Annotated in this window: 24 protein-coding genes; 13 read left to right on the top strand and 11 right to left on the bottom strand. The window is 40.1% G+C overall.

Annotated elements, in window-relative coordinates:
- Positions 1 to 57: 57 nt before the first annotated feature.
- Both P3J6_RS16665 and P3J6_RS16660 read left to right on the top strand, forming a co-directional pair.
- Positions 58 to 717, top strand: a complete 660-nt coding sequence (locus tag P3J6_RS16665) for a response regulator transcription factor (protein WP_198523581.1) — start codon at positions 58 to 60, stop codon at positions 715 to 717.
- Between the two features lie 148 nt (positions 718 to 865).
- Positions 866 to 2,473: an AbgT family transporter gene (locus tag P3J6_RS16660; RefSeq protein ID WP_138609311.1), complete on the top strand. Its 1,608-nt coding sequence runs from the start codon at positions 866 to 868 to the stop codon at positions 2,471 to 2,473.
- 76 nt (positions 2,474 to 2,549) lie between these two features.
- On the opposite strand, the gene purU is transcribed toward P3J6_RS16660, so the two are convergent.
- Positions 2,550 to 3,380 carry a formyltetrahydrofolate deformylase gene (purU, locus tag P3J6_RS16655; RefSeq protein ID WP_198523580.1) on the bottom strand — a complete coding sequence of 277 codons (831 nt, stop codon included), beginning with the start codon at positions 3,378 to 3,380 and terminating at the stop codon, positions 2,550 to 2,552.
- Between the two features lie 404 nt (positions 3,381 to 3,784).
- On the opposite strand from purU, the gene P3J6_RS16650 reads away from it, so the two are divergent.
- Together P3J6_RS16650 and P3J6_RS16645 are read left to right on the top strand one after the other, a co-directional pair.
- The gene (locus tag P3J6_RS16650; RefSeq protein ID WP_198523579.1) at positions 3,785 to 5,452 is read left to right on the top strand and encodes a methyl-accepting chemotaxis protein; all 1,668 of its coding nucleotides are present in this window, start codon (positions 3,785 to 3,787) and stop codon (positions 5,450 to 5,452) included.
- Between the two features lie 219 nt (positions 5,453 to 5,671).
- Positions 5,672 to 7,024, top strand: coding sequence for a magnesium transporter (locus tag P3J6_RS16645; protein ID WP_178956462.1), 1,353 nt, complete (start codon positions 5,672 to 5,674; stop codon positions 7,022 to 7,024).
- Positions 7,025 to 7,100: 76 nt separating this feature from the next.
- Here the strand turns inward: P3J6_RS16645 and P3J6_RS16640 are convergent, their stop codons facing one another.
- From P3J6_RS16640 to P3J6_RS16610, 7 genes are all read right to left on the bottom strand, one after another.
- Positions 7,101 to 8,096: a GGDEF domain-containing protein gene (locus tag P3J6_RS16640; protein WP_198523578.1), complete on the bottom strand. Its 996-nt coding sequence runs from the start codon at positions 8,094 to 8,096 to the stop codon at positions 7,101 to 7,103.
- 329 nt (positions 8,097 to 8,425) lie between these two features.
- Positions 8,426 to 8,809 (bottom strand): DP-EP family protein, encoded by a 384-nt coding sequence (locus P3J6_RS16635; RefSeq protein WP_198523577.1) that lies wholly within the window; start codon positions 8,807 to 8,809, stop codon positions 8,426 to 8,428.
- A gap of 22 nt (positions 8,810 to 8,831) precedes the next feature.
- A complete protein-coding gene (locus tag P3J6_RS16630; RefSeq protein WP_198523576.1) occupies positions 8,832 to 12,086 on the bottom strand; it encodes an nSTAND1 domain-containing NTPase in 3,255 nt (1,084 codons plus the stop codon).
- 62 nt (positions 12,087 to 12,148) lie between these two features.
- Positions 12,149 to 12,976, bottom strand: coding sequence for a mechanosensitive ion channel family protein (locus tag P3J6_RS16625; protein WP_138609329.1), 828 nt, complete (start codon positions 12,974 to 12,976; stop codon positions 12,149 to 12,151).
- A 37-nt stretch (positions 12,977 to 13,013) separates the two neighbouring features.
- Positions 13,014 to 13,742 (bottom strand): LrgB family protein, encoded by a 729-nt coding sequence (locus P3J6_RS16620; RefSeq protein ID WP_198523575.1) that lies wholly within the window; start codon positions 13,740 to 13,742, stop codon positions 13,014 to 13,016.
- Positions 13,735 to 14,088 (bottom strand): CidA/LrgA family protein, encoded by a 354-nt coding sequence (locus tag P3J6_RS16615; protein ID WP_198523574.1) that lies wholly within the window; start codon positions 14,086 to 14,088, stop codon positions 13,735 to 13,737. The genes P3J6_RS16620 and P3J6_RS16615 overlap by 8 nt, the downstream gene beginning before the upstream one ends.
- Positions 14,089 to 14,159: 71 nt before the next feature.
- The gene (locus P3J6_RS16610; protein ID WP_198523573.1) at positions 14,160 to 14,951 is read right to left on the bottom strand and encodes a crotonase/enoyl-CoA hydratase family protein; all 792 of its coding nucleotides are present in this window, start codon (positions 14,949 to 14,951) and stop codon (positions 14,160 to 14,162) included.
- A gap of 288 nt (positions 14,952 to 15,239) precedes the next feature.
- Between P3J6_RS16610 and P3J6_RS16605 the strand changes: the two genes are divergently transcribed.
- The 3 genes from P3J6_RS16605 to P3J6_RS16595 are packed head-to-tail and all read left to right on the top strand — an operon-like array spanning position 15,240 to position 16,933.
- On the top strand, positions 15,240 to 15,560 hold the full coding sequence (locus P3J6_RS16605) for an HI1450 family dsDNA-mimic protein (RefSeq protein WP_013465646.1): 321 nt from the start codon (positions 15,240 to 15,242) through the stop codon (positions 15,558 to 15,560).
- Between the two features lie 46 nt (positions 15,561 to 15,606).
- Positions 15,607 to 16,419, top strand: coding sequence for a DUF481 domain-containing protein (locus P3J6_RS16600; RefSeq protein WP_138609342.1), 813 nt, complete (start codon positions 15,607 to 15,609; stop codon positions 16,417 to 16,419).
- A gap of 28 nt (positions 16,420 to 16,447) precedes the next feature.
- Positions 16,448 to 16,933, top strand: coding sequence for a hypothetical protein (locus P3J6_RS16595; RefSeq protein ID WP_198523572.1), 486 nt, complete (start codon positions 16,448 to 16,450; stop codon positions 16,931 to 16,933).
- A 56-nt stretch (positions 16,934 to 16,989) separates the two neighbouring features.
- On the opposite strand, the gene P3J6_RS16590 is transcribed toward P3J6_RS16595, so the two are convergent.
- Positions 16,990 to 17,475 carry an FKBP-type peptidyl-prolyl cis-trans isomerase gene (locus P3J6_RS16590; RefSeq protein ID WP_008111743.1) on the bottom strand — a complete coding sequence of 162 codons (486 nt, stop codon included), beginning with the start codon at positions 17,473 to 17,475 and terminating at the stop codon, positions 16,990 to 16,992.
- Between the two features lie 11 nt (positions 17,476 to 17,486).
- The gene (gene ygfZ, locus P3J6_RS16585) at positions 17,487 to 18,398 is read right to left on the bottom strand and encodes a CAF17-like 4Fe-4S cluster assembly/insertion protein YgfZ (protein ID WP_198523571.1); all 912 of its coding nucleotides are present in this window, start codon (positions 18,396 to 18,398) and stop codon (positions 17,487 to 17,489) included.
- A 150-nt stretch (positions 18,399 to 18,548) separates the two neighbouring features.
- Here ygfZ and P3J6_RS16580 point away from each other — a divergent pair, with 150 nt between their 5' ends.
- Both P3J6_RS16580 and P3J6_RS16575 read left to right on the top strand, forming a co-directional pair.
- Positions 18,549 to 18,800: an FAD assembly factor SdhE gene (locus P3J6_RS16580; RefSeq protein ID WP_010387788.1), complete on the top strand. Its 252-nt coding sequence runs from the start codon at positions 18,549 to 18,551 to the stop codon at positions 18,798 to 18,800.
- Between the two features lie 55 nt (positions 18,801 to 18,855).
- Positions 18,856 to 19,215 carry a hypothetical protein gene (locus P3J6_RS16575; protein WP_198523818.1) on the top strand — a complete coding sequence of 120 codons (360 nt, stop codon included), beginning with the start codon at positions 18,856 to 18,858 and terminating at the stop codon, positions 19,213 to 19,215.
- Here the strand turns inward: P3J6_RS16575 and nadB are convergent.
- Positions 19,187 to 20,797: an L-aspartate oxidase gene (gene nadB / locus P3J6_RS16570; RefSeq protein WP_198523570.1), complete on the bottom strand. Its 1,611-nt coding sequence runs from the start codon at positions 20,795 to 20,797 to the stop codon at positions 19,187 to 19,189. The two genes, P3J6_RS16575 and nadB, sit on opposite strands and share 29 nt — an antisense overlap.
- 244 nt (positions 20,798 to 21,041) lie before the next feature.
- Here nadB and rpoE point away from each other — a divergent pair, with 244 nt between their 5' ends.
- The 4 genes from rpoE to P3J6_RS16550 are packed head-to-tail and all read left to right on the top strand — an operon-like array spanning position 21,042 to position 23,647.
- Positions 21,042 to 21,623, top strand: coding sequence for an RNA polymerase sigma factor RpoE (rpoE, locus tag P3J6_RS16565; protein WP_010387792.1), 582 nt, complete (start codon positions 21,042 to 21,044; stop codon positions 21,621 to 21,623).
- Position 21,624: 1 nt separating this feature from the next.
- Entirely contained in the window at positions 21,625 to 22,239 is a 615-nt protein-coding gene (locus P3J6_RS16560) for a sigma-E factor negative regulatory protein (RefSeq protein WP_198523569.1), read from the top strand.
- Positions 22,240 to 22,243: 4 nt separating this feature from the next.
- Positions 22,244 to 23,197: a MucB/RseB C-terminal domain-containing protein gene (locus tag P3J6_RS16555; RefSeq protein WP_138608161.1), complete on the top strand. Its 954-nt coding sequence runs from the start codon at positions 22,244 to 22,246 to the stop codon at positions 23,195 to 23,197.
- Positions 23,198 to 23,647: a SoxR reducing system RseC family protein gene (locus P3J6_RS16550; protein ID WP_138608159.1), complete on the top strand. Its 450-nt coding sequence runs from the start codon at positions 23,198 to 23,200 to the stop codon at positions 23,645 to 23,647.
- Positions 23,648 to 23,729: the final 82 nt, after the last annotated feature.

The raw sequence follows: 23,729 nt of genomic DNA, 5'->3' as shown, positions 1-23,729 counted from the left end.
AACGTAGTATATCGGCTGTTGTCTATTGGATAGCGGCCGAATTTTTGGGAGTGAACAATGAGTCAGTTTTTAATAGCGGACGATCATCCGTTATTTCGTGAAGCACTAAAAGGCGCTTTGAGTGCAAAGTTTGCGGGTTTAGAAGTTTTCGAATCAGCAGATTTTGACAGCACACTGCAGGTGTTAAGCGAACAAGAAGACCTTGATATATTACTACTAGATTTACACATGCCAGGTAACGGTGACTTATACGGCTTGATCCGTATACGTGAAGATTACCCAAGCTTACCTATTGCGGTGGTTTCGGGTAGTGAAGATGTAAATATTGTTTCGAAAGTTATGGGTTATGGCGCTATGGGGTTTATTCCTAAATCATCCTCATCTGATGATATTGCCAACGCAATTAACCAAATACTCGAAGGCGATACTTGGCTGCCAACTGAACTAAAAAGTAAAGTGGCTGAAATCGAAAGCGCAGATAGAGAAATTGCTGCACAAGTGGCATCACTTACTCCACAGCAATATCGCGTATTACAATACTTGCACGAAGGTTTACTGAATAAACAAATAGCCTACGAACTCCACATTTCAGAAGCCACAGTCAAAGCACACATTACTGCCATATTTAGAAAACTCGGTGTTTATAACCGTACCCAAGCTGTTTTAATTGCTGCAAAACTACAACTAGAACCGATAGAGCAAGCCCAAGCAGACTAAATTAGAGGCGAGAGCCTCTTTTTTGCAATCCAATCACAACAAACCCCTCAGTTATTACCATGACATAACAAGTCATTCATCTTTATTACATGACCTGCTCAGAAAATAATGCTAGGTTACGGGCATTTTGTAATTAAGAGAGCATGGTATGTCAGACTCAATAGACTCACCACACACATCCCAAGATGAAAATCAGGTCGCAAAGGGCGGCTGGTTTAATCGATTTTTAGCCACGGTAGAATTTTTAGGGAACATGCTTCCCCATCCAATTACCTTATTCGCGATGTTTTGTATTGCCATTATTTTATTTAGTGGCGTTGCCGATTGGTTTGGACTAAGTGCTATCGATCCTCGCCCTGAGGGCTCTGCCGGGCGCGATCCCGATGGTGTAATTGAAGTGGTTAGCCTACTCAGTGCTGAGGGCTTACAGCGTATTGTAACGGGCTTGGTGACCAACTTTACCAGCTTTGCGCCACTGGGTACGGTGCTAGTAGCGCTATTAGGTGTGAGTGTTGCAGAGCATTCAGGACTATTGTCTGCGGCAATGCGTGGCATGGTTATGGGGGCATCTAAACGTTTAGTAACCTTCATGGTGGTTTTCGCTGCTATTTTATCAAACACAGCATCTGAGCTGGGTTATGTAGTATTGATCCCCCTAGCGGCAATGATATTTCATAGTTTAGGTCGTCATCCACTTGCAGGTCTTGCTGCCGCGTTTGCTGGTGTATCGGGCGGCTATAGCGCTAACTTATTACTGGGTACTATCGATCCGTTATTAGCAGGTATTACGACGCCTGCAGCACAAATGATTGACCCAACTTACCAAGTAGGCGCTGAAGCAAACTGGTATTTTATGATGATTTCAGTGTTGCTAATTGCTGTTTTGGGTACGCTTGTTACTGAGAAAATTGTTGAGCCACGTTTAGGTAAATATAACCCAGATGAAGCCAGCGAAGATTTAGCTCAAAATAATATTGCCGGTTTAACTGACAAAGAAAAATCAGGTTTAAAATGGGCTGGAGTTTCATTACTTGTTGTTTCGTTGTTACTCGCTTGGACTATTGTTCCAGCAGACGGTATTTTACGTAACCCTGAAACAGGTCTAGTTGCTCACTCTCCGTTTTTAAAAGGGATTGTTGTTTTTATTTTTGTCACCTTTGGTATTCCGGGTTTTGTGTATGGTCGCGTGGTTGGCACCATGAAAAATGATAAAGACGTGATCAATGCCATGAGCAAGAGTATGAGCTCTATGGGCATGTACATTGTATTGGTGTTTTTTGCTGCACAGTTTGTGGCATTTTTTAAATGGACTAACTTAGGCACAATTTTAGCGATTAACGGTGCCGCGTTACTACAAGCTCTTAGCTTAACTGGGCCGGAAGTATTTGTACTGTTTATTTTGATGTGTGCTTTAGTTAACTTAACTTTAGGCTCGTCGTCAGCGCAGTGGGCAGTAACAGCACCTATTTTTGTTCCTATGCTAATGCTTATAGGTTATGCACCCGAGACAATTCAAGCGGCTTATCGTATTGGTGATTCAGTAACTAACTTAATTACCCCGATGATGAGTTACTTTGGTTTAATTCTCGCGGTTGCCACTAAATACAAAAAAGACATGGGAATAGGTACTTTGGTAGCCACTATGTTGCCATACAGCTTAATCTTCTTTGTTGGCTGGGTGGTACTGTTTTACTTATGGGTATTTGTTTTAGGTATGCCAGTAGGCCCTGGGGCACCAACGTATTACACACCCTAATTAAGTAAGGTTTAATATTTACTTATAAAAAATGCCAGCTTAGTCGCTGGCATTTTTAATTTTAATATAAAACTAATTATGAAAACACCACGGTTTTATTGCCATTAATAAACAGCTTATGTTCTGATGCCAGTTGCAGTGCTTTACAAAACACCGTTTTCTCTACATCTTTACCCATTTTTGCCATCATCTCAGCTGTATTCGCATGGGTCACACTCGACACGTCTTGTAAAATAATAGGGCCTTCGTCTAGCTCATTATTAACAAAGTGAGCTGTGGCACCAATAATTTTCACACCACGTTCAAATGCCTGGTGATACGGCTTTGCACCAATAAAAGCAGGTAAAAATGAGTGATGAATATTAATGATTTTACCCTCAAAACGACCCACAAATTCAGGGCTCAAAATACGCATGTATTTAGCTAGGCCAATAATGTCAGGGTTATAGCTGGCAATTAAGTCACCGACTTTTTCGTCATGCTGACTGCGCGTAAGTCCTTCATGAGAAACCACATGAAAAGGAACATCAAACCCTTTCACTAGAGGCTCTAGAGTAGGGTAGTTGGCGATAACGGCGAGTATCTCAATGTTTAAGGCTTGCTCAAATTGCTTAAGTAACATGCCGCCCAAACAATGAGCTTCTTTTGTGGCTAATAGTACCACTTTGGTTTTTTCTGCACCGTGCAGTGCCACTTTTGCTCCAGCTGGTAATACGCCGCGCAGTTGTGACAAAAACTCAGCATGTGGTTCGCCAGTAAGCTCTGTGCGCATAAAAAAGCGCTGTGCATCTTTATCAACAAATTCATTATTACGAATAATATTTAAATTATGCTCATTACACAGTCCGGTAATTTTGGCGATTAAGCCTATATCGTCTGCGCATTGGGTGGTTAGTATATAACTCATTTTCCTCATTCTTACCCAGTGGTTAGTTGTTTCATTATTTGCGTTTTAACTCAGAAAGCAAGACCTTTGTTTGATACCCAATGTTTAATTTATATTAAAGCTAAAATAGCGTTATTCAGGTTAATTTAGCTTTAAGTAAATTTAATAAAATGTGTACTAGTAGGGTTTGTAATAATGAGATGAATCAGTTGTTTATTACTAGCTGTATACCATTGTCTAATTATAAAGTGGCTTTTAATGTGTTTTACTAACATACGAGTATATTAAATTGCGAAATAACGCTATTTGTGCTTAATTTACATACAATTATGGCGTTGTTGTCAGTAATATAAACAATGGAAACGTAGTTATTAAGCTACCGAAAAATAAAAGCTTAATGGCTAATAATGTTAATTGGAGAAATAATGGGTAATTTAAGCTTAAAAAACAAATTGCTACTGTTGGCTGTTTTACCATTGATTGTATTACTAATCAGTTTTATGGCAGGTTCTTATTATTTAGAGATGCAAAATCAACAGCAAAACTTTAATGAGTTTAAAACTAAATTAATTGCTGATAAACAAACTTTGCTAAGAACAGAAATAGAAATCGGCTCTAAAGTAGTGCAATACCAATTAGCACAAGGAAATGAGCAAGACGCTAAAAATGCGTTGCGAGATTTAACCTTTGGTGAAGATGGTTACTACTTTATTTATGATACCGATGGTATTAGTGTTTTTCATGCCTTATTGGGTGATGCGATAGAAGGGCAAAATAAAATAGGCATGACCGACCCAAACGGTAAAAAAATAGTGGTTGGCTTACTTGAGCAAGCGCGTAAAGGCGGTGGCTCGTTTACCTATCATTTTCAAAAGCCTAACACCACCGGCTTAGTCGAAAAAATTGGTTATGCTGCAATGATCCCAGGTACCAATTGGATGATAGGTACTGGCACATATATGGATGATATTGAAGCCGAACTGGTAAAGTATCAAGCAACCATGGAGCGCCATTTAAGCGAAAAAATGACCACTTTGGTTTTAATATCACTTCTGCTTCTTGGTTTAGCTGCAGCAGGTGCGTTGTACGCTTCTAACAATATGCTAAAACCAATTAAACGTATGGTGCAAAGCTTAGATGATATTGCCAAAGGGGAGGGAGATTTAACCCGACGCTTAGAAATAGATACCCATGATGAAATTGGTCAGTTAGGTGAATCTTTCAATGTATTTGTGAGCAAGCTACACAGTATTATTGCCGGTGTGGTTGATGTAACAAGTGACGTTAAAACAGCCTCTTCAGATATTAATACGCAAACATTACTCATAGAAGACAAGTTATTAAAGCATAACCATGAAACCGATTTAGTGGCAACAGCGATTACCGAAATGTCAGCAACATCCCATGAAGTTGCGCAAAATACCACACAAGTTGCAGTGTCAACGCAGGCGGCAACAAAAGAAGTGGCTAACGCGCAAGATTGTGTGGATGTTTCACTGAGCGAAGTATCAAACTTAATGGGCGAAATTAATCAAGCAGCAGAGCAGGTTAACTCGTTAAGTGAGCAATCTAAAAAAATTAACAGCGTATTGAGTGTAATTGGTGGTATTGCTGAACAAACAAACTTATTAGCATTAAATGCGGCAATTGAAGCGGCACGCGCAGGTGAGCAAGGTCGTGGGTTTGCGGTGGTAGCTGATGAAGTTAGAAGCTTAGCAAGCAGAACCCAAGACAGCACATTAGAAATTAACGAAATGCTAAGCGAGTTACATAATTTAGTGACGGCAGCAGTTGATGCTATGCATGCGAGTCAACAAAGCTGTAATCGTTCAGTTGAGTCTTCGCGCGCTATATCAGAAAGCTTAGGTGCGGTGACTACATCGGTAACAACAATTAATGATATGAGTACGCAAATTGCTACAGCAGCAACAGAGCAAAGCAGTGTAACAGAAGAAATTAACCGCAATGTGTATGCGATTCAAGAAATAGTTAATGAGTTAACACAGTCGAGTAAAACGACTTCGTCAGTAAGTAAGCACCTAGCTGGGCGAGGTGAAAACTTGGGTGACCTAGTAGGACAATTTAAAATATAGCGCGATTTAAAATACTAACTACACTAAGCCGTAACATTATTTGTTACGGCTTTTTTATTGGTTAGCGTTGAGTGGGTGATAGCAGCTATAAATATCTAACGACACAGAGATTTTTTAATATTTTTGGTCGTGTCTAATGTACACTATTAGCTATTCTTATTAATAAGTGCTTACTTATTACAGTAAATTTATAGTGAAAGACTATTTTAGGGTTTTAAAATGATAGAGTATCCGGTTGATCAGTTACCACAACTCATAAACGACTTATTGCAGTGTGATACCACAGAGCGTAAAAATAAATTACTGATAGATGCTCAACAAACCTTATCAACCGAACACTTATCTTTATTATTTGAAGCTATTCCTAAAGAGCAGCGCCTTGAAATTTGGCATTTATTAGATGAAGACACACAACACGAAATTTTTGTTAACTTAAGTGAAGATAGCTGTTTATGGTTACTGCAAACCCTAGATGACAGTGACGGTTTTAAATTATTAGACGAAGTTAACGTTGAAGAGCTGCTTGAATTAGAGGAAGTGATCCCGCAGCGCTTTACTGATTATGCAAAAAAACAGCTTGATGAAGCGCAAACTAAACAATACGAACTGGCGCAACAATATACGCCTGAGCAACTAGGTCACTGGATTGGTTTTGACTTTTTAAAGGTGTCAGACAAGCTCACTGCGGGTGGCGCTAAAAAGCTGCTACATAAAGGGTTACCGCAGTACAGCGAAGTGATTTATTTAGTGAGCCGCAAAGGCAGCTTAATTGGTGAAGTAGCAGTTAACGACCTAATAAAAGCGCATGATAATCAAAGCTTAGTCACCTTAACTAATCATGATTTTACCTCATTGCACGCAGACCACGATTTATATGAAGCCGCCGAGGTGGTTATTCACAGCGAGCAAATGGCCATGCCCGTGGTTAATGCCGAAAACAAACTAATAGGGCGTTTAACCATCGCATCAGCTTACGAGTTACGTCAAGAAATTGCTGACGAAGCCACAGCAAAAGCGGGTGGTTTACGTGAAGACGAAGACCTATTTGCCAGTGTTCGCAAAAGTGCTAAAAACCGTGGTATTTGGTTAGGTATCAACTTAGCAACCGCATTTTTAGCCTCATGGTTTATAGGCTTATTTGGCGCCACTATAGAACAAGTGGTGGCACTTGCGGTATTAATGCCTGTTGTGGCATCAATGGGCGGAATAGCCGGTAGTCAAACCTTAACAGTTATAGTGCGCGGTCTTGCGCTTGGTCAGGTTACCGACTCAAACCGTAACGCTCTACTTAAAAAAGAGCTGCGTGTAGGGGCGGTAAATGGCTTGGTATGGGCTTTAGTGATTGGTTTGCTAACGTATCTATGGTTTAGCGATATTATGCTTAGTATAACCATTACCGTGGCAATACTGCTTAATTTAGTGGCCGCGTCGTTGGCGGGCGTAGTGATCCCGTCTATTTTAGATAAAATGAAAATTGACCCTGCATTATCAGGCTCAGTTATTTTAACCACAGTGACTGATATTGTCGGCTTTGTGACCTTTTTAGGGTTAGGTAGTTTGTTATTACTCTAATTTTTAAGCTAAACGCCACCCCCATGAAGTGGCGTTTAATATATATAGCGTCATGAAAAGGCCTTTAATTTAAACTTTAAACAATCGTACTTATTTTGTTTCTACCTTCTGTTTTTGCTCGGTATAAAGCCGTGTCTGCGGCATACAATAGCGCCTCGTAGGTGCGGTACTGGTTATTATTTTCACTGGCAATTCCTTGGCTTACCGTAATTTTAACCTCTGGTGGCAAACCTATGTCGGTAAAGCTCATTTGTGCAATTTGTTGTTGTATATGGTTGGCCACAACCGTGGCGGTTTTTATATCGCAACGGGGTAAAATAATCGCAAACTCTTCACCGCCATACCTAGCAGCTAAACACTCTCTAGATGGAATGCATTGTAATAGCATTTTTGCTATTTTCTGTAAGCATTTATCGCCTTTAATATGCCCATAGGTATCGTTGAATTTTTTAAAGTGGTCAACATCAATTAATATACTGGTTAAAGGTTGTTGGCTTTGAATACTCTCTTGCCAGTACTTTTTTAACGACTCATCTAAAGCTAATCGGTTAGCAAGCCCAGTTAAATGATCGGTTGAGGCCTGTATTTTTAAACGGTTATACATGGCTTTATGAGTACTAAGATCGTGAAGTATGCACACGTACAACTTTTGCGCCGATGCGAGACTTTTTGGCATGCTTGATATTGATAAGTCAGCTTCAATCATATCGCCATTGGCTTTGTTTATAGTAACTTCATTTGGGCCAATGCTAAGAGGGGTGTCTTTAATACCAATCCAATTTAATAAGGTCTGTTTATATTTATCAAGGTCTGCACCGTGTAAAAACGACAGTAAATTTTCGCCTATCAGCGACTGCTGAGAGTAACCTAATAGCTGTGCTGCCTTTGGATTTGCAAACTCAAAACCACCCTGTTCATTCAGTACAAAAATACCTTCGGCGGTGCCATTAAATAATTCAATTAATGCATCAAATTGAGTATGCGAAAAAGGGGGTAATAAAGCGCTATCGAAGGGCAATGCTTTATCGTTATTAGTTGCTGCAGTCTCTTTATTGTTAATTTGTTTCGACACGTTTTAGCCTTAGCATGGTACAGACGTTTTTGATGCCTACAAATTTACTTAAAAAAGTGCAATTAAACCTTTCGGTAACCTTCTGTTTTTAACTGTTTGATATTTAATGGTAAAAATCATGCTTGCACAGGTTTTAAGTAACCTGTACAAGGTGAAAATTAATTATTTAGCAATTGAAAGTTGTGGTTTTTATTATAGATTAGTAATAAGGGATGGTTATTAATAATGCTGCTTGGTATGTGTTAGCGTTAAAGTGTTTAGCTTATAAAAATTGCACAGGAATAAATCAGCCCTGTGCAATTTAGAAATTAATAATTAAACGTTGTTAATTACTTTTCTTCTTTGTTTTCAATTTGTGGATCGGCACTTTTATAAGCTTTGCCATTGCACTCAACGTTAAATACTAAACAGGCGGTGCCAGGGTTTTCATCGGTATCGATAATAGTAATTGTGCGGCCGTTATCACTAACTTTAAAGCTGAAGTCTTGGGCGCAAGGTATTTCTTTATTAACATCGGTAATAGTGGCGCCAGTGAATAAAAAGCCTTTAGCAAGCGTAGCATCATCTAAACTATAAACGCCCGCGGTTTCGGTTCTTACAACTCCGCCGCCTGTCACTTTTCTACCATCTATAGAGTATGTAAAGTTAGCCTCGTCGTCACTGCCCAGTACAATGTTAACTGTAAAGTGAATTTGCTCTTGAGTGTTATTCATATTATTTCCTTTGTATTCATAGTTATAGTTTAAAGTCAGTAATACCTAGCTTTACTAGGCTTGCTCTTATTTTTGGGATTTCGTTAGCTCGGTTTAAGCAGGTGTAAGCCTGTACTAGCGGGTACGTAATGCGAACACTTTGATTTGTTTCTGCTGTTTTAGCAATGGCTTGAAGCGCATTTAAGCAAAATTGTTCTCGCTGTTTGCTGGTTGAAGTTAACTTAGCTTTAAGTAAATTTATTCGTGTGGGCGCTAAATTATCGCCACTTGCTATTAGATTGCCTCTATGCTGTTTATAGTTTTTATCACTTTCAAGTGCCGTCAATAACTCCTGTGCTTTAAGTGGTGACTGTTTATCAATAAAGTACTGTATAAGGCTCAATTGTGTATTAACAGTAAGGTTATTTATAAAGCCTTGATCTTTCATAAATTTGATAATTTTGGTAATTCGCTTATCAATTTTTTTATTAGGTGAAAGCACTAACTGGTGGGCCAAAAAACGATAATAAGAATGTTGAATTTCTTTACTTTTTGGATCTTGCAATCGTGCGCTATTAACTGTTTTTGTAGCTTGCTGTGCTTTTTTGTAGGCTAGCTTTTTATTAGGTAAGTAGCTTAATAGATAGCTTTGTTGAATATAAGTATAAGCTAAACTGCTTGCTAAACTTGCATCATCTGGGTATTCAATTAATAAACTTTTTAACTCATTAGAAGCATTTGCATACATGGTTAATGCTGCGTTAAAAACACCCAATCTTTCTTCTGTTTTAGCAAGCCAGCTGATGGTATCGGCTTTATCGCGTAATAGGTTTTTATTATTGGGTTTAAGCTCAAGCGCTTCATTTTTAAGGGCGAGCGACTCTGCAAAGCGCTGTTTAGCGCCAGTGTAGTTAAATCGCTGTAAATATAAAGACCCCAGCGAATTGTGTGAATATGATAACTCCATAATGGCATTAAAATCATTCGGTGCTAATGAATACATTTTTTTACTGTAGATATGATATTTTTTTAAGAAAGGCTCAGTGGCAGCGTAATCGCTTTTATCGTAATGAAGCTGGCCGAGCCAAAAGGCATTGGCACCGGCGAGTGTGAGTAGCTCTAAGTTGTTTGGCTGTATTTTTAAGAGTGCTTCAAGGCGAATGCGGGCGTTTTCAAAGGCAGTGAAGGCCTCAATGGTTTTACCGCGGGAATAGGCGACTTCCCCCATGGCTTCCAGGGTTTGTGCGTACTGAAAGCGACTTTTAAACTCGGCTTGTTGACTGCTAAAGTTAAATAGCGAGCTTGGTTCCTCAACTTGATTAGTAAAATACTCAAGTGCTTTATTACTAATGCCATCAAGTAAGTCCATACGCTTAACGCTGCGTAATTTATCGGCAAAATCACCGACCATAAACCCTAGTAAGCTTTCGGCTTCTTGGCGTTTTTGCTGTGCAAGTTTCTGCGCTTGAAAGCTAGTAACACTCATAAATAGGGCAACACAGGTAAGTAAACAAAGCAGAGCAACCGTGCCGCGTTTTATAGTTGTTTTTGTTTTACTGTGTTTAAGAGAGCTGGTTATAAGCGCGCGTTCGTCATCATCTAGTTTAAATATGTTGTCGTTTAATAAGGTAACGGCCTCTTGCAATGGTTTACCCGGCGCTAACAGATAGGCGTTACTTTTGTGCTCATTAAGCCATTGTTGCGTGTGGTGGTGTAAGCGGCTTTTTATAGCAAGGGCATCTTTATGGTCATTAATCCACTGTTTAGCACGTGGCCATTGGCGTAATAATGCCTCGTGAGCAAGGCTAAAGTAGGCTTCTTGGTTTTGTAAATGCGATACAAATAAGCGGCTATCGACCATGGCTTGAACCAGCTCTTTTTGGCTGGTGTTGGTTAATGCTTGCAAGCGGGCTGCGCGGCTCGTAATGGTTTTACCATCTGGGTTTAGCGTTACTAATTGCGATAACACGCTTTTTAGTTGCTGTTGTTGCGCTTGAGAAAGCCCTATAAATACCTCTTCGGCTTTTTTACCAATGGCACCCTCAATACCGCCGAGTTTTTCATAAACACTGTGCAATAACTCATTATTATCACTGCGCTGTAAATACAGCTCTTGCAGTGTATATTGTAGCATGGGCAGTGCATCTGGATTATTGGCGGTATCGGCGCAAAGTATTTCATCCAGCGGGGTTTTAGTGTTTGGGTCTTGCGAAAACGTTAAATTAGCGGTTAACGCTGGCAAACGAATAATTTGTTGTAGTTCATGGCGATTTGGTGGGGTTAAATCGTAATGCGCGCCATGAGCTTTGCCGGCCATAAGGCTTGGCTGCTCAACCACTAAAGGGTAAAAATCGTTACGACAGGCACTAAATACAATCACCGCTTTAGAGGTCGCTAAACGCTCAATAACAGATAAAAAATGACTTCGGGTGTCGTTACTAAATAGCGGTGAGGAAAGTAGCACTTCTAAGCGGTCTATAAACAAAAACAATTGCGGCGTTTTTGCTGCTGTTTGGGTATTTTCAATTGTACTTTTTAAGCAACTAATAACATTATCTATATCATGTTCTAGTTGCTGTGCCAGCGTTTGTGCGCTTAGCCCTGTAAATACTGGAATGTCGTTAATATCCCAATCTAGCATGGCTGAGGCGAGATCTAAATACAGCCTATTTTCAGCTACATCTGCAAAGTCGAGTTGGGTGTACGACATTACTCTAATGCCGTTATAGCCTCGCTCGTCGAGCAGCTTTGGCAATATACCCGCATTAACTAATGATGATTTACCCGTGCCACTAGGGCCAAGGATTAAACAGAATGCGCGCTGCAATGTTACTTGGTTTGATACGCTCTCTAATAACTTGCTGATGGCGTGATTACGACCAAAAAATAAGTGGGTATCGGTTGGGTTATATGCACTCAAACCTAAAAAAGGAGAGCCGCCTTGCCATGTATTAACTTCGCTGGGGAGGTCATCAGCTAATGGAAACTCAACCGATGCAATAACCCTATAACCACGTTTACGTATGGTTTCTATGTATTGCGGGGCGCTTGCCTTATCACCCAGAGCTTTTCGAAGTTGAGTGATAGTTTTATGCAGAGGGTTATCGCCGGTTTCTGTGTTTGCCCAGCAGTGAGTTAATAACGCGTCGCTACTCACAATCTCTGCTTGGTTTTGACACAAATACAGCAACACATCCATGGCTTTGGGTTCTAGCTGTTTTTGTTCCTCAGCGCGTTGAATGGTGTTACTGGCTGGGGTGATTTGCCATTCACCTAAATAAAAGGGCGGTTGATGCATAATTGGCTCATTTTTATAGTTATAAGTGCATTTAGCTTTTTGCTTTAGTTACATTAGTAGTGCTAGTTATTTTTATTAAGTGTAACAATGCGCTGTGGAAACGGAATTTCTATATTGGCATTGTTAATTGCTTTATACACGCTGGCGTTAATAGCGAGCTTAGTTTCAATAATTTTAGTGGTAGGAACCCAGTATCGATAGCTAATAGTTACGCCGCTATCTGCAAAGCGTTCTATGCCAACTTGTGCATTGGGTTGTTTAGCAACCAGTTCGTGATTAGCTAATGCGTTTTCAATTAGGTTAATCGCGGTATCACTACAGGCGCTGTAGGCTATGTCTATTTCACCTTTTACTAAGGAGTAGCTAAATGAGTTATGTAGGATTTCGCCAACGATATGCTTATTGGGAATCGTTATTTCTACTTTTTCTTCATTAATTAATACGGTGTGACCCAGCTCAATGAGTTTTACTTGGCCGCTAACGCCTTTTATTTCTATGGTATCGCCCACCACAAATGGCCGCGTGGCAATAATTGCAAGCCCGGCGCCATAATTAGAAAGCATGCCTTGTAATGCTAAGCCAGCACCTAAAGAAGCGGCACCGATTGCAGCAACAAACGGGGTAACACTAATGCCAATTTTACCAAGCGCAATTATGATCACCATAATGATCAGTAATACTTTAACGACATTACTAACAAAGTTAGTTAAGGTGATATCGACGTTATGTCGCGTCATCAAATTGGCAACACCTGCAGCGAGCTTTTTCGCTACCCATAGGCCAACCAATAGAATAAAAATAGCGCCGACAATTTGCATACTGTAGGTAACTAAATATTCAGTAAGTAGGGCGTAGTACTTTTCAAATTGCTGAATTTCAGAACTGATCATGTCGACTCTATTTTAGCGATAGTGTTTTATCTGCTTATCATAACAAAGTGTTAACTAAAATTGGATACATTATTGGCACAATTACAGCAGTTAATAACGCACTCAATGCCATAGCCACCGATGAAAACGCCCCTATTTTTGGATGCTCGGCAATTGCAGCCGCGGTGCCTATAGCATGACACGCGGTACCGATTGCGATTCCTTGTGCCTCAAAGTTAAATATTTTAATTAGTTTTAATAATAAAATGCCAAATAAAGCGCCAAGTAAACCAATAAAAATTACCATGGCAGCGGCTAGCGAGCTGATCCCGCCAAGTGAATCGGTGACAAGTAATGCAATAGGTGTAGTAACGCTAAGTGCCGCAACTGATGCGCTGAGCTGCGATGGGACAGCAAATAAAACGCTTAATACAAAAGCTACCAGTGTGGCGTTAATAATACCAATACTGCAGGCAACTAAAATAAGTAAAAAGTTTTTACGTACGTGCATAAATTGTTGATATAGCGGCAAGGCCAAAGCGACTATGGCCGGCTCCAATAACCACGTTAACAACCGACTATGCGATGCAAATTGTGAATAGGGTAATTTAAGGTTAACGAGTAGTAAGGCAATAATGCCGATGCTTAAAAAAACGGGGTTGGTTAATGACTTTAAAATACTCTGATTGATTTTAAGATTAACAGCCCTTAGTGCAATAAAAAGGATAATAATAAATGGAATGGTTAACCAGCCAAGGCTAAAAATGGTGCTACTGAAATCAGTCATTATTAGTTCTGCCTTTAAAATAACTTACTAGGCTTGCCACTAAAATTAAACTACTCAAGGGGACTAATAAAATAACGGCGGTTAAGAAAGGCCAATGGGTTTTTATAAGTGCTAAGTGTTCAATAAAACCAACGCCTGCAGGAATAAAGAAAATAGGCATTACATTTAAAATAGGTGTGGCACACGGGGTAAGATGCTGCTCTTTAACAATACCTGATAAAAGCAGTACCAGTAAAATAACCATTGCTAACAGTGGCGCAGGAAAACTGGCATCAATAAAGTGCATAATAAGTTTGCCCGCTGCCAAGCAAAGCAAAATGATAGCGCTACTTAAAAAGTATTTCATGGCGACGACTCAATACAATAGAGGATTATCACTTTAACAAATAACGCTGTTTTGTGCATTGTGCCTTAGTATTACCAGCGTTTGGCGTTTGCAAACTCAATATCAGTTTTACCTTTTGCTTTAGCAATGGCTTTTTTAGTATTAGGGTTGATTAATAAGCGAATTTGACTCCATGTTTCTTTGGCGAGTATTTTTCGAGCAGAGGCTTTATAGCTTTGTTGAGTTACACGTTTTATTGCTGCTAATGTGTCAGGTGAACGCGCTTGTAATGTATCAAGCATTTCTTTAGTTGCTTTATCGGTATCGTCGGTTGTTTTTGTTACTAAACCGAGTTCAAAAGCATGTTGAGCACTAATGGGGTCAGCATGACTTGCTAGCCAAAGTGCTTGGTCGCGTTTTACTAAGCCTGCAAGCATAACATTAGCGCCCATGTCGGGGCATAATCCCCAGCGCGCTTCCATAATGGCGAGCTTGGCATCGTGATGAACAATTCGGTAATCAGCTCCAAGCGCTATTTGCAGGCCACCACCAAGACAGTTTCCGTTAATTTTAGCAATTACAGGCACACTCAATGACTGCCAGCCCAGTACGACTTTTTGCGCTAGGTTTTGATTACCAGGAAGCCATTTGAATAGGAGCTTTATGATATTGAATGGCGAGGCCATAACCGCGTTAATATCGAGCCCAGCACAAAAGTGTTCGCCCTCACCGGTTAATACAACTGCACGAATACTGGCGTCTTTTTTTATATTTTTAATCACTTTGTTAAGCTCAACAAACATAGCAAAGCTTAAGGCATTTTGTTTTTCTACGCGATGTAATGTGACGGTAGCGATACCCTGTTTTTTTTCTAATTTTATCATTGTTCACTCCTCTGACCTGTTGTTTGAGCTTATGTTTTTATTGATGTTAAGTAAAGTGGGTGAAGGTGAATAAAAACAAACTGAATTTTTTAATACACGTGGGGCTAGCTATCTTTGATGGCTATTTAATCTTCCAAGGTCAACAGACCCGTGTGCTAACCAATTTAATAATATCTATAAGTATTAGGAATAAATAAAAAAGTCAGTAATTAACGTGTTTTTTTTATCAAAACCCTAGCAACTTTTGATATTATGATTGCCACTTAAAAGCTCAGAGGTTAACCATTCATGTCAGGTCCACGTTTATTTACGGTAGAAGAAGCAACTCATCAAGCTTATGATATTTTTTTAGAACTGGCTCCCAATAATTTAAGCGACAAAGATGTTGAAGAATTTAACCTACACCGTGAAGAACTAGGCTTTATTGAAGAAGATGAGCCCGATGAACAGTGGCAAGACTTTGTTGCCCTAGAAATTGAACCTGAGCATTTTATTCAAGTATTAGTGGGCCTTGAGTTTGATAACGAAGACGTACTATTTGCGAAAATTCTAATTAGCCGTGATAAAGACGCGCCTTTTTGTCATATTTTGTGGAAAGAAAGTGAATAACCACCTCTCTGCTTTTTTGTTATTGCCATTTGCAAGAGAACGCATTTTGCGATGCTTCTTTGTATTACTGCTTTTATTATTTAGCTGCTTTAGCTGGGCTGTTGATCCTTTTGAAGATTTTCATCAATATGGGGAACTCTCAGATGAAGAAATTCATGAGTTACACAAAGGCGAAGTGTTGTACGGCGATACCGAATTTGGTTTTATTTTAAGTAAAGGTAACACTAATTCCACCAGTTTTAAGCTTAAAGGGAATCTTTATCAAGATTTTGAAAACTGGCGAAATCAATTCAAAATAGACTCCTTGTACAAACGTGATGAAAACGAAGAAACGGGCGAGTCGGATGTTACTGCTAATCGGGTGTTTGTTTCTGCACAAGGTAACTATAAAGTAGGGGTTAAAAACTCGTCGTTCTTTATTTACGGGGATTATGAGGAAGATCAATTTAGCGGTCTTGATTTTAAAAGTACGATAGCAACCGGTTATGGTGCACGTGTTTATCAAGGGGTTAAAAATAAAGTAGATATAGATATTGGCCCAGGTTTATATCGCTCAGTTGCTGATGATGAGTCAACAGCACTTGACGACGATAAAGACAAAATGGGTTATTTACTTCGTATTGCAATGCAGTGGGAGAGGTTAGTATCTAAGCGTACCCGATTTAATCAAGATATCAGTATAGAACAGTCTTTGTCAGGGCTTAACTCTCGGTTAAAGTCAGAAACGGCATTAATTAGCCAAGTGGTTGGCGCGGTATCGCTTAAGTTTGCTTATATGTATCGTTATAATTCTAAGCCTGAAGAAGATAAGCTTAAATACGATTCAGAGCTCAGTGCAACCTTAGTATACAGTTTTTAATTTTTTAACTTTTTTAATAGAGAGTGTTATGTATCAGCATAAGCAGTATGCGGTATTTATATTTGTAGTATTAGCGTGGATCAGCGGTTTTGTTGCGCTTGCATGGAACTTAATTGGTGCCGATGCCCCGTTAATCGTATTTGCTGGTATTTTAGTGCTGGTGGGCTTTTTGTTCCACGGTTTAACCATTAAAGTTGATGAAACCCATATTAGCTGGGCATTTGGCCCTGGTGTTGCTGGCCAAAAGTTAGCATTAGAAGACATAGTTGATGTAAAAGCAGTACAAAACTCATACCGCCATGGTATTGGTATTCGCATTACACACGATGGGTGGATTTATACGGTATCAGGTTTTAGTGCTGTGCAATTAACGCTTAAAGATGGCACCCAGTATCGCTTAGGCACGAATGACCAAGCAGGATTAGTTGCTGCGCTTAAAGATAAAATAACCCCTGTTGAAATGCCAGCAGCAGAGCCTCAAGCCAAATTACGGACACAAAATAATATGCTATAAAAAAAGCGCCTAAGGCGCTTTTTTTATAAACTTATAGCAATTTTACTCAGCGGGTTTTAGTGCTCGTGACCACAACCGCCTTCGCCATGTACGTGGCCATGCTCAAGCTCTTCGGCTGTTGCATCGCGTACTTCTAAAATTTCTACATCAAAGTTAAGTGTAATACCGGCAAGTGGGTTATTACCATCAACAATCACTTCTTCGTCTTGAATATCGATGATCATTACTGATTGGTCGCCGTCATCGGTGGTTGCACGAAATTGCATGCCCACTTCAATTTCCATACCTTCAAACATTGATTTTGGTACGGCTTGCATTAAGTGATCATGACGCTCACCGTAACCTTCTTCAGGCTCCACTTTTACGCTTAGTGTATCGCCAGCTTGCTTGCCTTGCAGCGCGTTTTCAAGCCCTGAGATCAGGTAGCCTGTACCAACGATAAAAATTAATGGCTCACCGCCAAATGAGTTATCAATGGTATTGCCGTCATTATCTAAAACAGAGTAATGCATTTTTACCACTTTATTTGCTGCAACGATCATAGTCATTCCTATTATTCATCTTCAAGAGAGTAAGGTAGAGGCAGAATGTTTAGCTCTACCGAAGGGGTGTGTTTTGCACGAAGAGTCTGATCGATATCAGTATCGTTTGGCAACACGACCAAACCAGTTAAAGTCTGTGTTTGTTCATTATAGCTTTGCGCAATAAGTTTACCTGCGCGGCGCCAGTTTTCACCTAATTGGGTTTCAATATCAGGCTCATCAAGTTGTCCTTCGCTTTGCCCAGAGACGATATACATGGCACGTTTGTTTTTGCCTAGGTACTTCATACGTGCAACGGTTTCTTGGCCTGTGTAGCAACCCTTTTTAAAACTAATGCCGTTAATGGCTTGCAGGTTAACCATTTGCGGTACGTATTCATCAATCGCATCAACACTTAATTGCGGTTCACCAGCAAGTATGGATGCTTGCTGCCATAGCGCATCGTCATCGAGGGTCGACACATCGTCAGGTAGGCAAAATTGGCTATCAACCATTAGTAAAATGCGGTTTGATCCAAGCTTAAGAGCTTTACCGTGAGCGAAGTCACAAGCCGTGGCGTCATCGCTAAAGTGAATGTCGAGTTGTGTGAGTAAGCCTGTTAGGTCATCACCAAGTAAACCAATTAATCGCTCTGAGGCTTTATTAATTTCAACTTTTGCAAATACAGCATATTTTTTTAATTCAGCAAGAGAGCGTTCTACTTCTGCACTTGAGCCTGTTAAAAAGTAACTTTGTTGATAAGAAAATAACTTAAATACACCCCATAACTTACCTTTTGCACTACAGTGACCTGCCCACAAAAAGTTATCGTTGTTAAGTTTATTTAGATCTTGAGTGATTTGTCCGTGGAGGTACGATAATTTATCTGCGCCTGAGAGGCTAATAACCTGATGTGATAAAGGACATGCATAAACCTGAGACATAAACACCTTCTTTGCAATAACAAATGAGGCCACATAATAACGTAGTTAAAGCGTATGGTACAGCGACTAACAGACGATGTTTTTATAACTTAGTGCTGTTAAATTAACGCGTATTTGGTAAACTCGAGTTAATTAAATATGAGGTTTAAAATGGTTGAAATACATAGTAAAGCACGTATCCGTTGGGCTTGTCGCCGTGGCATGTTAGAGCTAGATGTTTTGTTTATGCCGTTTGTTGAAGAAGCTTATGACTCGTTAGATGCTAAACAGCAAGCGATTTTTCAGCGTCTATTAACCCAAGAAGACCCAGATTTATTCGCTTGGTTTATGGGCCATGAAGAATGTAAAGACGCTGAACTAAACAGCATGGTTCAGCTAATTTTAGACCGAGTTCGTGTATAGATTTACCGTTACAAATAATAAAACAGACCACAAACCGATTGTGGTCTTTTTTTGTGTGCTGACTTTAGTGTTGTGCCTATTTATGAACTCGGTGGTGGCAACTCTTTTTTGTATTGCACTTAATACACTTGCTGGCATTATTGTTTGGCGAAAAATCGTGGCTGCTCAACCACAGCAAGGCATTATACTCTTAGAGCCGAATCAATTTCGCTTTGAAGGCTCAAACAGGCAAATTCAAGGGCTCATTAGTAAACAAAGCCGGTTACTTGGTCAGAGTGTGTGGCTGTATATTAATGGCTTTAGTAAAAACTATTGGCTGATTATTTCAGCCAATAGTGTTGATGAGCAAAGTTATGCGCGTTTAAAACGGGCAACACTTGATGCGGCTAACCGCGCAGCGGAGCTAAAACAGTAGGCGTTGGGTTCTCATTTTGCTCTGGATAATCAATAGTAAAGTGTAGTCCACGACTTTCTTTACGTTCCATTGCGCTTCTAATTATAAGCTCGGCAACTTGCACCAAATTACGTAACTCAAGTAAGTTATTGCTTACTCTAAAGTTTGCGTAATAATCGTGTATTTCCTGTTGTAGCAGTTCAACACGATGCAGCGCACGTTCAAGACGTTTGGTTGAGCGTACAATTCCCACATAATCCCACATAAATAATCGTAGCTCATGCCAGTTATGAGTGATGACAATTTCTTCATCTGAGTTAGATACACGGCTTTCATCCCAACTAGGTAAATCAGCCAGCGCGGGTGCAGTCTCTATTTTACTCAAAATGTCTTTTGCTGCTGCATGGGCAAATACAATGCACTCTAATAATGAGTTACTTGCCATGCGGTTAGCACCATGTAAGCCGGTATAAGCCACTTCACCCACAGCGTATAAATTTGCTAAATCCGTTTTGCCGTTAAAGTCGGTCATTACGCCACCACAGGTGTAATGTGCCGCAGGAACGACAGGGATTGCTTCTTTGGTAATATCAAGCCCTACGCTCAAGCACTTAGCGTAAATAGTAGGGAAGTGTTCAATAATAAAATCTTTGTCTTTATGGCTAATATCTAGATACAAGCAATTTGCGCCAAGGCGTTTCATTTCAAAGTCGATAGCGCGCGCTACAATATCGCGCGGAGCGAGTTCTTCTCGTTCATCAAACTCTTTCATAAAGCGAGTGCCATCAGGGCGTTTTAAATAGGCCCCTTCACCACGCATTGCTTCGGTAATTAAAAAATTTTGTAATTCCGGGTGGTAAAGACTGGTTGGATGAAATTGATTAAATTCCATATTAGCAACGCGACACCCTGCACGCCATGCCATTGCTATGCCATCACCGCTAGAAACATCAGGGTTAGAGGTATAAAGGTACACTTTACTTGCGCCACCCGTTGCTAGGGCAACAAATTTTGCGCCAATGGTTTCTACTTTTTTGGCCTTTTTATTCCACACATGCATACCGTGAACATGTGACCCCGTTTTACCGATATTTTTATCTGTAATTAGATCAATCGCATTGTAATGCTCTAACAAGGTGATATTGCTGTGCGCTTGAACTTGGCTAATCAAGGTTGTTTGCACTGCTTTGCCAGTGGCATCGGCGGCATGCAAAATGCGTCGATGGCTATGACCCCCTTCGCGGGTTAAATGAAAGCGCTCTTTACCTTTACTATCAAATTCCATATCAAAAGGCACGCCTTGGTCAATCAACCATTGTAGGCAGTCATGTGCATTACTGGCAGTGTAATGAACAGCTTCTCTGTCACACAAACCGCCACCTGCATCTAAGGTATCTTCAACGTGAGACTCTATACTGTCATTTTTTTTATCAAAAACAGCGGCAATTCCGCCTTGGGCGTAAAGAGTAGAACCTTCGGTTAATTCACCTTTACTGATCACGGTAACGTTACAGTAATTAGCCAAAGATAAAGCAAGTGATAAGCCTGCTGCGCCGCTACCAATAATAGCGACATCGGTAATGTGATGTTTATTTTGGTTCATCTGTGAGGTACTTTGCGGTTACAATGCTCAGATAGAGCAATATTTATTTTTAATACTTATAGTTGTACCATATTTGTTGAACTACTACTAAGTGGTTTTAGCGTATAAACGCGTAATTTGTAGCTATTTTATAAAAAAACAATATGAGTCAGAACTTTTTATTCATCTAGGGGTCAGAGTAGGTGTGAACAATGGCGACACTATGAATAATAAGCAAGAATCAATCAGAGGAGTACCGGCTCGAATGAGCGAGCAGGAATTAGATTTAGCGTTAGTGAAAAGGGTCCAGCAGGGAGATAAAAACGCCTTTAACCTATTAGTTAAGAAGTATCAGAACAAAATAGCCGGTTTGATCTCTCGTTATGTATCAAATCAAGGTGACATTGCTGATGTAGCACAAGAAGCGTTTATTAAAGCGTATCGTGCCCTTCCAAACTTTCGTGGTGATAGTGCTTTTTATACTTGGCTTTACCGTATCGCCGTTAATTGTGCTAAAAATTATTTAGTGGCTCAAGGGCGTAAACCGCCAGCAAATGATATTGATGCTGACGATGCCGAGTTTTATGAAGGTGCAGATTCAATGCGTTCTAACGCGTCACCTGAAAATTTACTATTAAGCGAAGAAGTCCGCGCTGTTATTTTTAATACGATTGATAGTTTGCCTGAAGATCTTAAAACCGCGATTACTCTTAGAGAAATTGAGGGTATGAGCTATGAAGAAATAGCCGTGGTTATGGATTGCCCAGTCGGGACGGTACGTTCGCGTATTTTTCGTGCCCGTGAAGCAATTGATAATAAATTAAACCCATTGATAGGCGAGTCTTAGTATGACAAAAGCACACGTTAACCGCTTAGATAACGAATCGTTATCAGCATTACTTGACGGTGAACAAACATTAAAGGATGCAACTATTGCATCGGATGATGTAGCTACGTTTGGCCGTTACGCGTTAATTGGTGATGCAATGCGAGCTAAAGAAAATAACAATAATATGGACTTTGATATTAGCGAACGCATTTCGTTAGCACTTGAGAGCGAGCCCGTTTATGCAGACTTTAGCCAGTCTCACAATGTGGCTGCCGCTTCTAATACCGAAACAGATAATAAAGTAGTGGCGTTTAATTGGCGTAAACCGGTTGCCCAACTAGCAATTGCTGCGAGCGTAGCAATGTTTACTATCGTTGGCGTGAACACCTTACCGCAAGGTGAAGATGCTGTGCAAAACGAAATTCCTTTATTGCAAACCACGCCGTTAACCGGCATGGCGTCGCCTGTAAGCTACTCATCAGCACCTGCACTTGATAACGCAGAGCAAGGTTTACGAGAGCTTCAGCAGCAACGCATTGGCGCATTAGTACTTGAACATCAACGTCAAGCGCGAGTGGCTCATTCGTTAAAAACAGCTAAAACAGATGAAACATCCCCAGAGGAAAAAAACTAATTAGATGAAAGTAATTACTTTTATTATGTCATTGGTGCTGAGTTTTAATACTTTTGCCAATGACACAAACCCTGCTAAAGATTTACTGCTTGAAATGGCCAGTGCAGTTCACACTCGTAATTTCGACGCCTCTTTTGTTGTTGTTAAGGGTAAAAGTATGGAGCCCTACCGCTGGGTGCATGCTAAACAAGGTGATATAGAGCTAGAGCATTTAAGTTTGCTTAATGGTGCAGGCCTTGAAATGATCCGCATTGACGATCAAGTTACCTACTTTGAGCCACAATCAGAACCTTACTCGTTAACAACTGACTCGATTGCAGGCCCCATCCCAGAAGTCTTATTTAAAGATATTAACCGCTTAAGTGCGCATTATGATTTTGTGCTTGGTGGTAAAGGCCGTATTGCGGGGCGTCCTGCTCAGCTGGTTCGAATTGAATCTAAAAACGATGACAAATATAACTATTGGATTTGGATTGATACTGAGTCGTCTTTATTGTTGAAAGCCGCCTATGTGAATCACCAAGGCGAAGCGCTAGAGCAATTACAACTTACCCACATTAGCGTAACTGAGCAACCGGCAAGCTTATTATTAGAAGTACTTAATCGTAATTTTCCAACACCATTACCCGCTAATTCAATTGATGAACAAAGCAAAGCAAATGCTATGAATTGGACTATTGGATGGCTACCTGAAGGGTTTGAATTACTCAAGTCCGATAGACATAAGCTCGACTTAAACAATGAATTAACAGATTACTATTTATTCTCTGATGGATTTGTTGAGGTCTCAGTATTTATACAACGGCCACTACCAGGTAAGCGTTTAAGCGGAGCTCTGACCTCAGGAGCCACCACTATTTATGTGCACAACGGCGGAAATTTTGATGTGTCTGTGGTGGGGAATATACCAACCATGAGCGCCAAAGCGATTGCTGAGTCTGTTTCACGGGCGTTATAAATGATAGAACAAACGTTAACCGTCGTGGCCCTTAGTGGCCACGTTGCGCATTTAGAAGCCCAACAAAAACAGGCATGTGAAGGCTGTAATGGACGTTGTGGCTCTCAAGTGTTTAGTAAGTTATTTGGTACTGCCAAAAAAACCTTGCCCTACAAATTTGAAACGCAATTAGAGGTGGGGCAAAAAGTGACCTTGTCACTGGATGATAGCCATGTTGTAAAACATGCCTTTGCCGTTTACATGCTGCCCTTATTTTTAAGTTTAATATTCGCCTTATTAGCTAGTGAATTAATACAATTAGCCGAAGGCTGGCAAATTTTAGCTGCGATATTAGGTGGCATCACCGGCTTCTTAATTGCTAAAACATGGGTGAAATCACTTAGACATGAGATTAAAGTGATAAAAATTCATCCAATTAGCCTTCCTTTAACTCAAATAGATGGTGATTGACGCCAATTAAATGTAAAATTGCGTTTTTATGCCACAGTAACTTGAAAATGCACAGCAAGTATTTTCAAGTTATTTAGGCATG

Source organism: Pseudoalteromonas sp. 3J6, from assembly GCF_903995135.1.
GTDB lineage: Bacteria > Pseudomonadota > Gammaproteobacteria > Enterobacterales > Alteromonadaceae > Pseudoalteromonas.
The sequence above is the reverse complement of the archived record's forward strand: the minus strand, read 5'-3'. Positions and strand labels throughout refer to the sequence as shown.

What these genes read in the sequence shown, in the direction of transcription:
- rpoE (WP_010387792.1), top strand. Translation starts at nt 21,042, where the DNA reads ATGAGCGAGCAGGAATTAGATTTAGCGTTAGTGAAAAGGGTCCAGCAG.
- P3J6_RS16550 (WP_138608159.1), top strand. Translation starts at nt 23,198, where the DNA reads ATGATAGAACAAACGTTAACCGTCGTGGCCCTTAGTGGCCACGTTGCG.
- P3J6_RS16610 (WP_198523573.1), bottom strand. Translation starts at nt 14,951, where the DNA reads ATGATAAAATTAGAAAAAAAACAGGGTATCGCTACCGTCACATTACAT.
- nadB (WP_198523570.1), bottom strand. Translation starts at nt 20,797, where the DNA reads ATGAACCAAAATAAACATCACATTACCGATGTCGCTATTATTGGTAGC.
- purU (WP_198523580.1), bottom strand. Translation starts at nt 3,380, where the DNA reads ATGAGTTATATACTAACCACCCAATGCGCAGACGATATAGGCTTAATC.
- P3J6_RS16605 (WP_013465646.1), top strand. Translation starts at nt 15,240, where the DNA reads ATGTCAGGTCCACGTTTATTTACGGTAGAAGAAGCAACTCATCAAGCT.
- P3J6_RS16625 (WP_138609329.1), bottom strand. Translation starts at nt 12,976, where the DNA reads ATGATCAGTTCTGAAATTCAGCAATTTGAAAAGTACTACGCCCTACTT.
- P3J6_RS16560 (WP_198523569.1), top strand. Translation starts at nt 21,625, where the DNA reads ATGACAAAAGCACACGTTAACCGCTTAGATAACGAATCGTTATCAGCA.
- P3J6_RS16620 (WP_198523575.1), bottom strand. Translation starts at nt 13,742, where the DNA reads ATGACTGATTTCAGTAGCACCATTTTTAGCCTTGGCTGGTTAACCATT.
- P3J6_RS16650 (WP_198523579.1), top strand. Translation starts at nt 3,785, where the DNA reads ATGGGTAATTTAAGCTTAAAAAACAAATTGCTACTGTTGGCTGTTTTA.
- P3J6_RS16595 (WP_198523572.1), top strand. Translation starts at nt 16,448, where the DNA reads ATGTATCAGCATAAGCAGTATGCGGTATTTATATTTGTAGTATTAGCG.
- P3J6_RS16645 (WP_178956462.1), top strand. Translation starts at nt 5,672, where the DNA reads ATGATAGAGTATCCGGTTGATCAGTTACCACAACTCATAAACGACTTA.
- ygfZ (WP_198523571.1), bottom strand. Translation starts at nt 18,398, where the DNA reads ATGTCTCAGGTTTATGCATGTCCTTTATCACATCAGGTTATTAGCCTC.
- P3J6_RS16555 (WP_138608161.1), top strand. Translation starts at nt 22,244, where the DNA reads ATGAAAGTAATTACTTTTATTATGTCATTGGTGCTGAGTTTTAATACT.
- P3J6_RS16580 (WP_010387788.1), top strand. Translation starts at nt 18,549, where the DNA reads ATGGTTGAAATACATAGTAAAGCACGTATCCGTTGGGCTTGTCGCCGT.
- P3J6_RS16590 (WP_008111743.1), bottom strand. Translation starts at nt 17,475, where the DNA reads ATGATCGTTGCAGCAAATAAAGTGGTAAAAATGCATTACTCTGTTTTA.
- P3J6_RS16630 (WP_198523576.1), bottom strand. Translation starts at nt 12,086, where the DNA reads ATGCATCAACCGCCCTTTTATTTAGGTGAATGGCAAATCACCCCAGCC.
- P3J6_RS16665 (WP_198523581.1), top strand. Translation starts at nt 58, where the DNA reads ATGAGTCAGTTTTTAATAGCGGACGATCATCCGTTATTTCGTGAAGCA.
- P3J6_RS16635 (WP_198523577.1), bottom strand. Translation starts at nt 8,809, where the DNA reads ATGAATAACACTCAAGAGCAAATTCACTTTACAGTTAACATTGTACTG.
- P3J6_RS16660 (WP_138609311.1), top strand. Translation starts at nt 866, where the DNA reads ATGTCAGACTCAATAGACTCACCACACACATCCCAAGATGAAAATCAG.
- P3J6_RS16615 (WP_198523574.1), bottom strand. Translation starts at nt 14,088, where the DNA reads ATGAAATACTTTTTAAGTAGCGCTATCATTTTGCTTTGCTTGGCAGCG.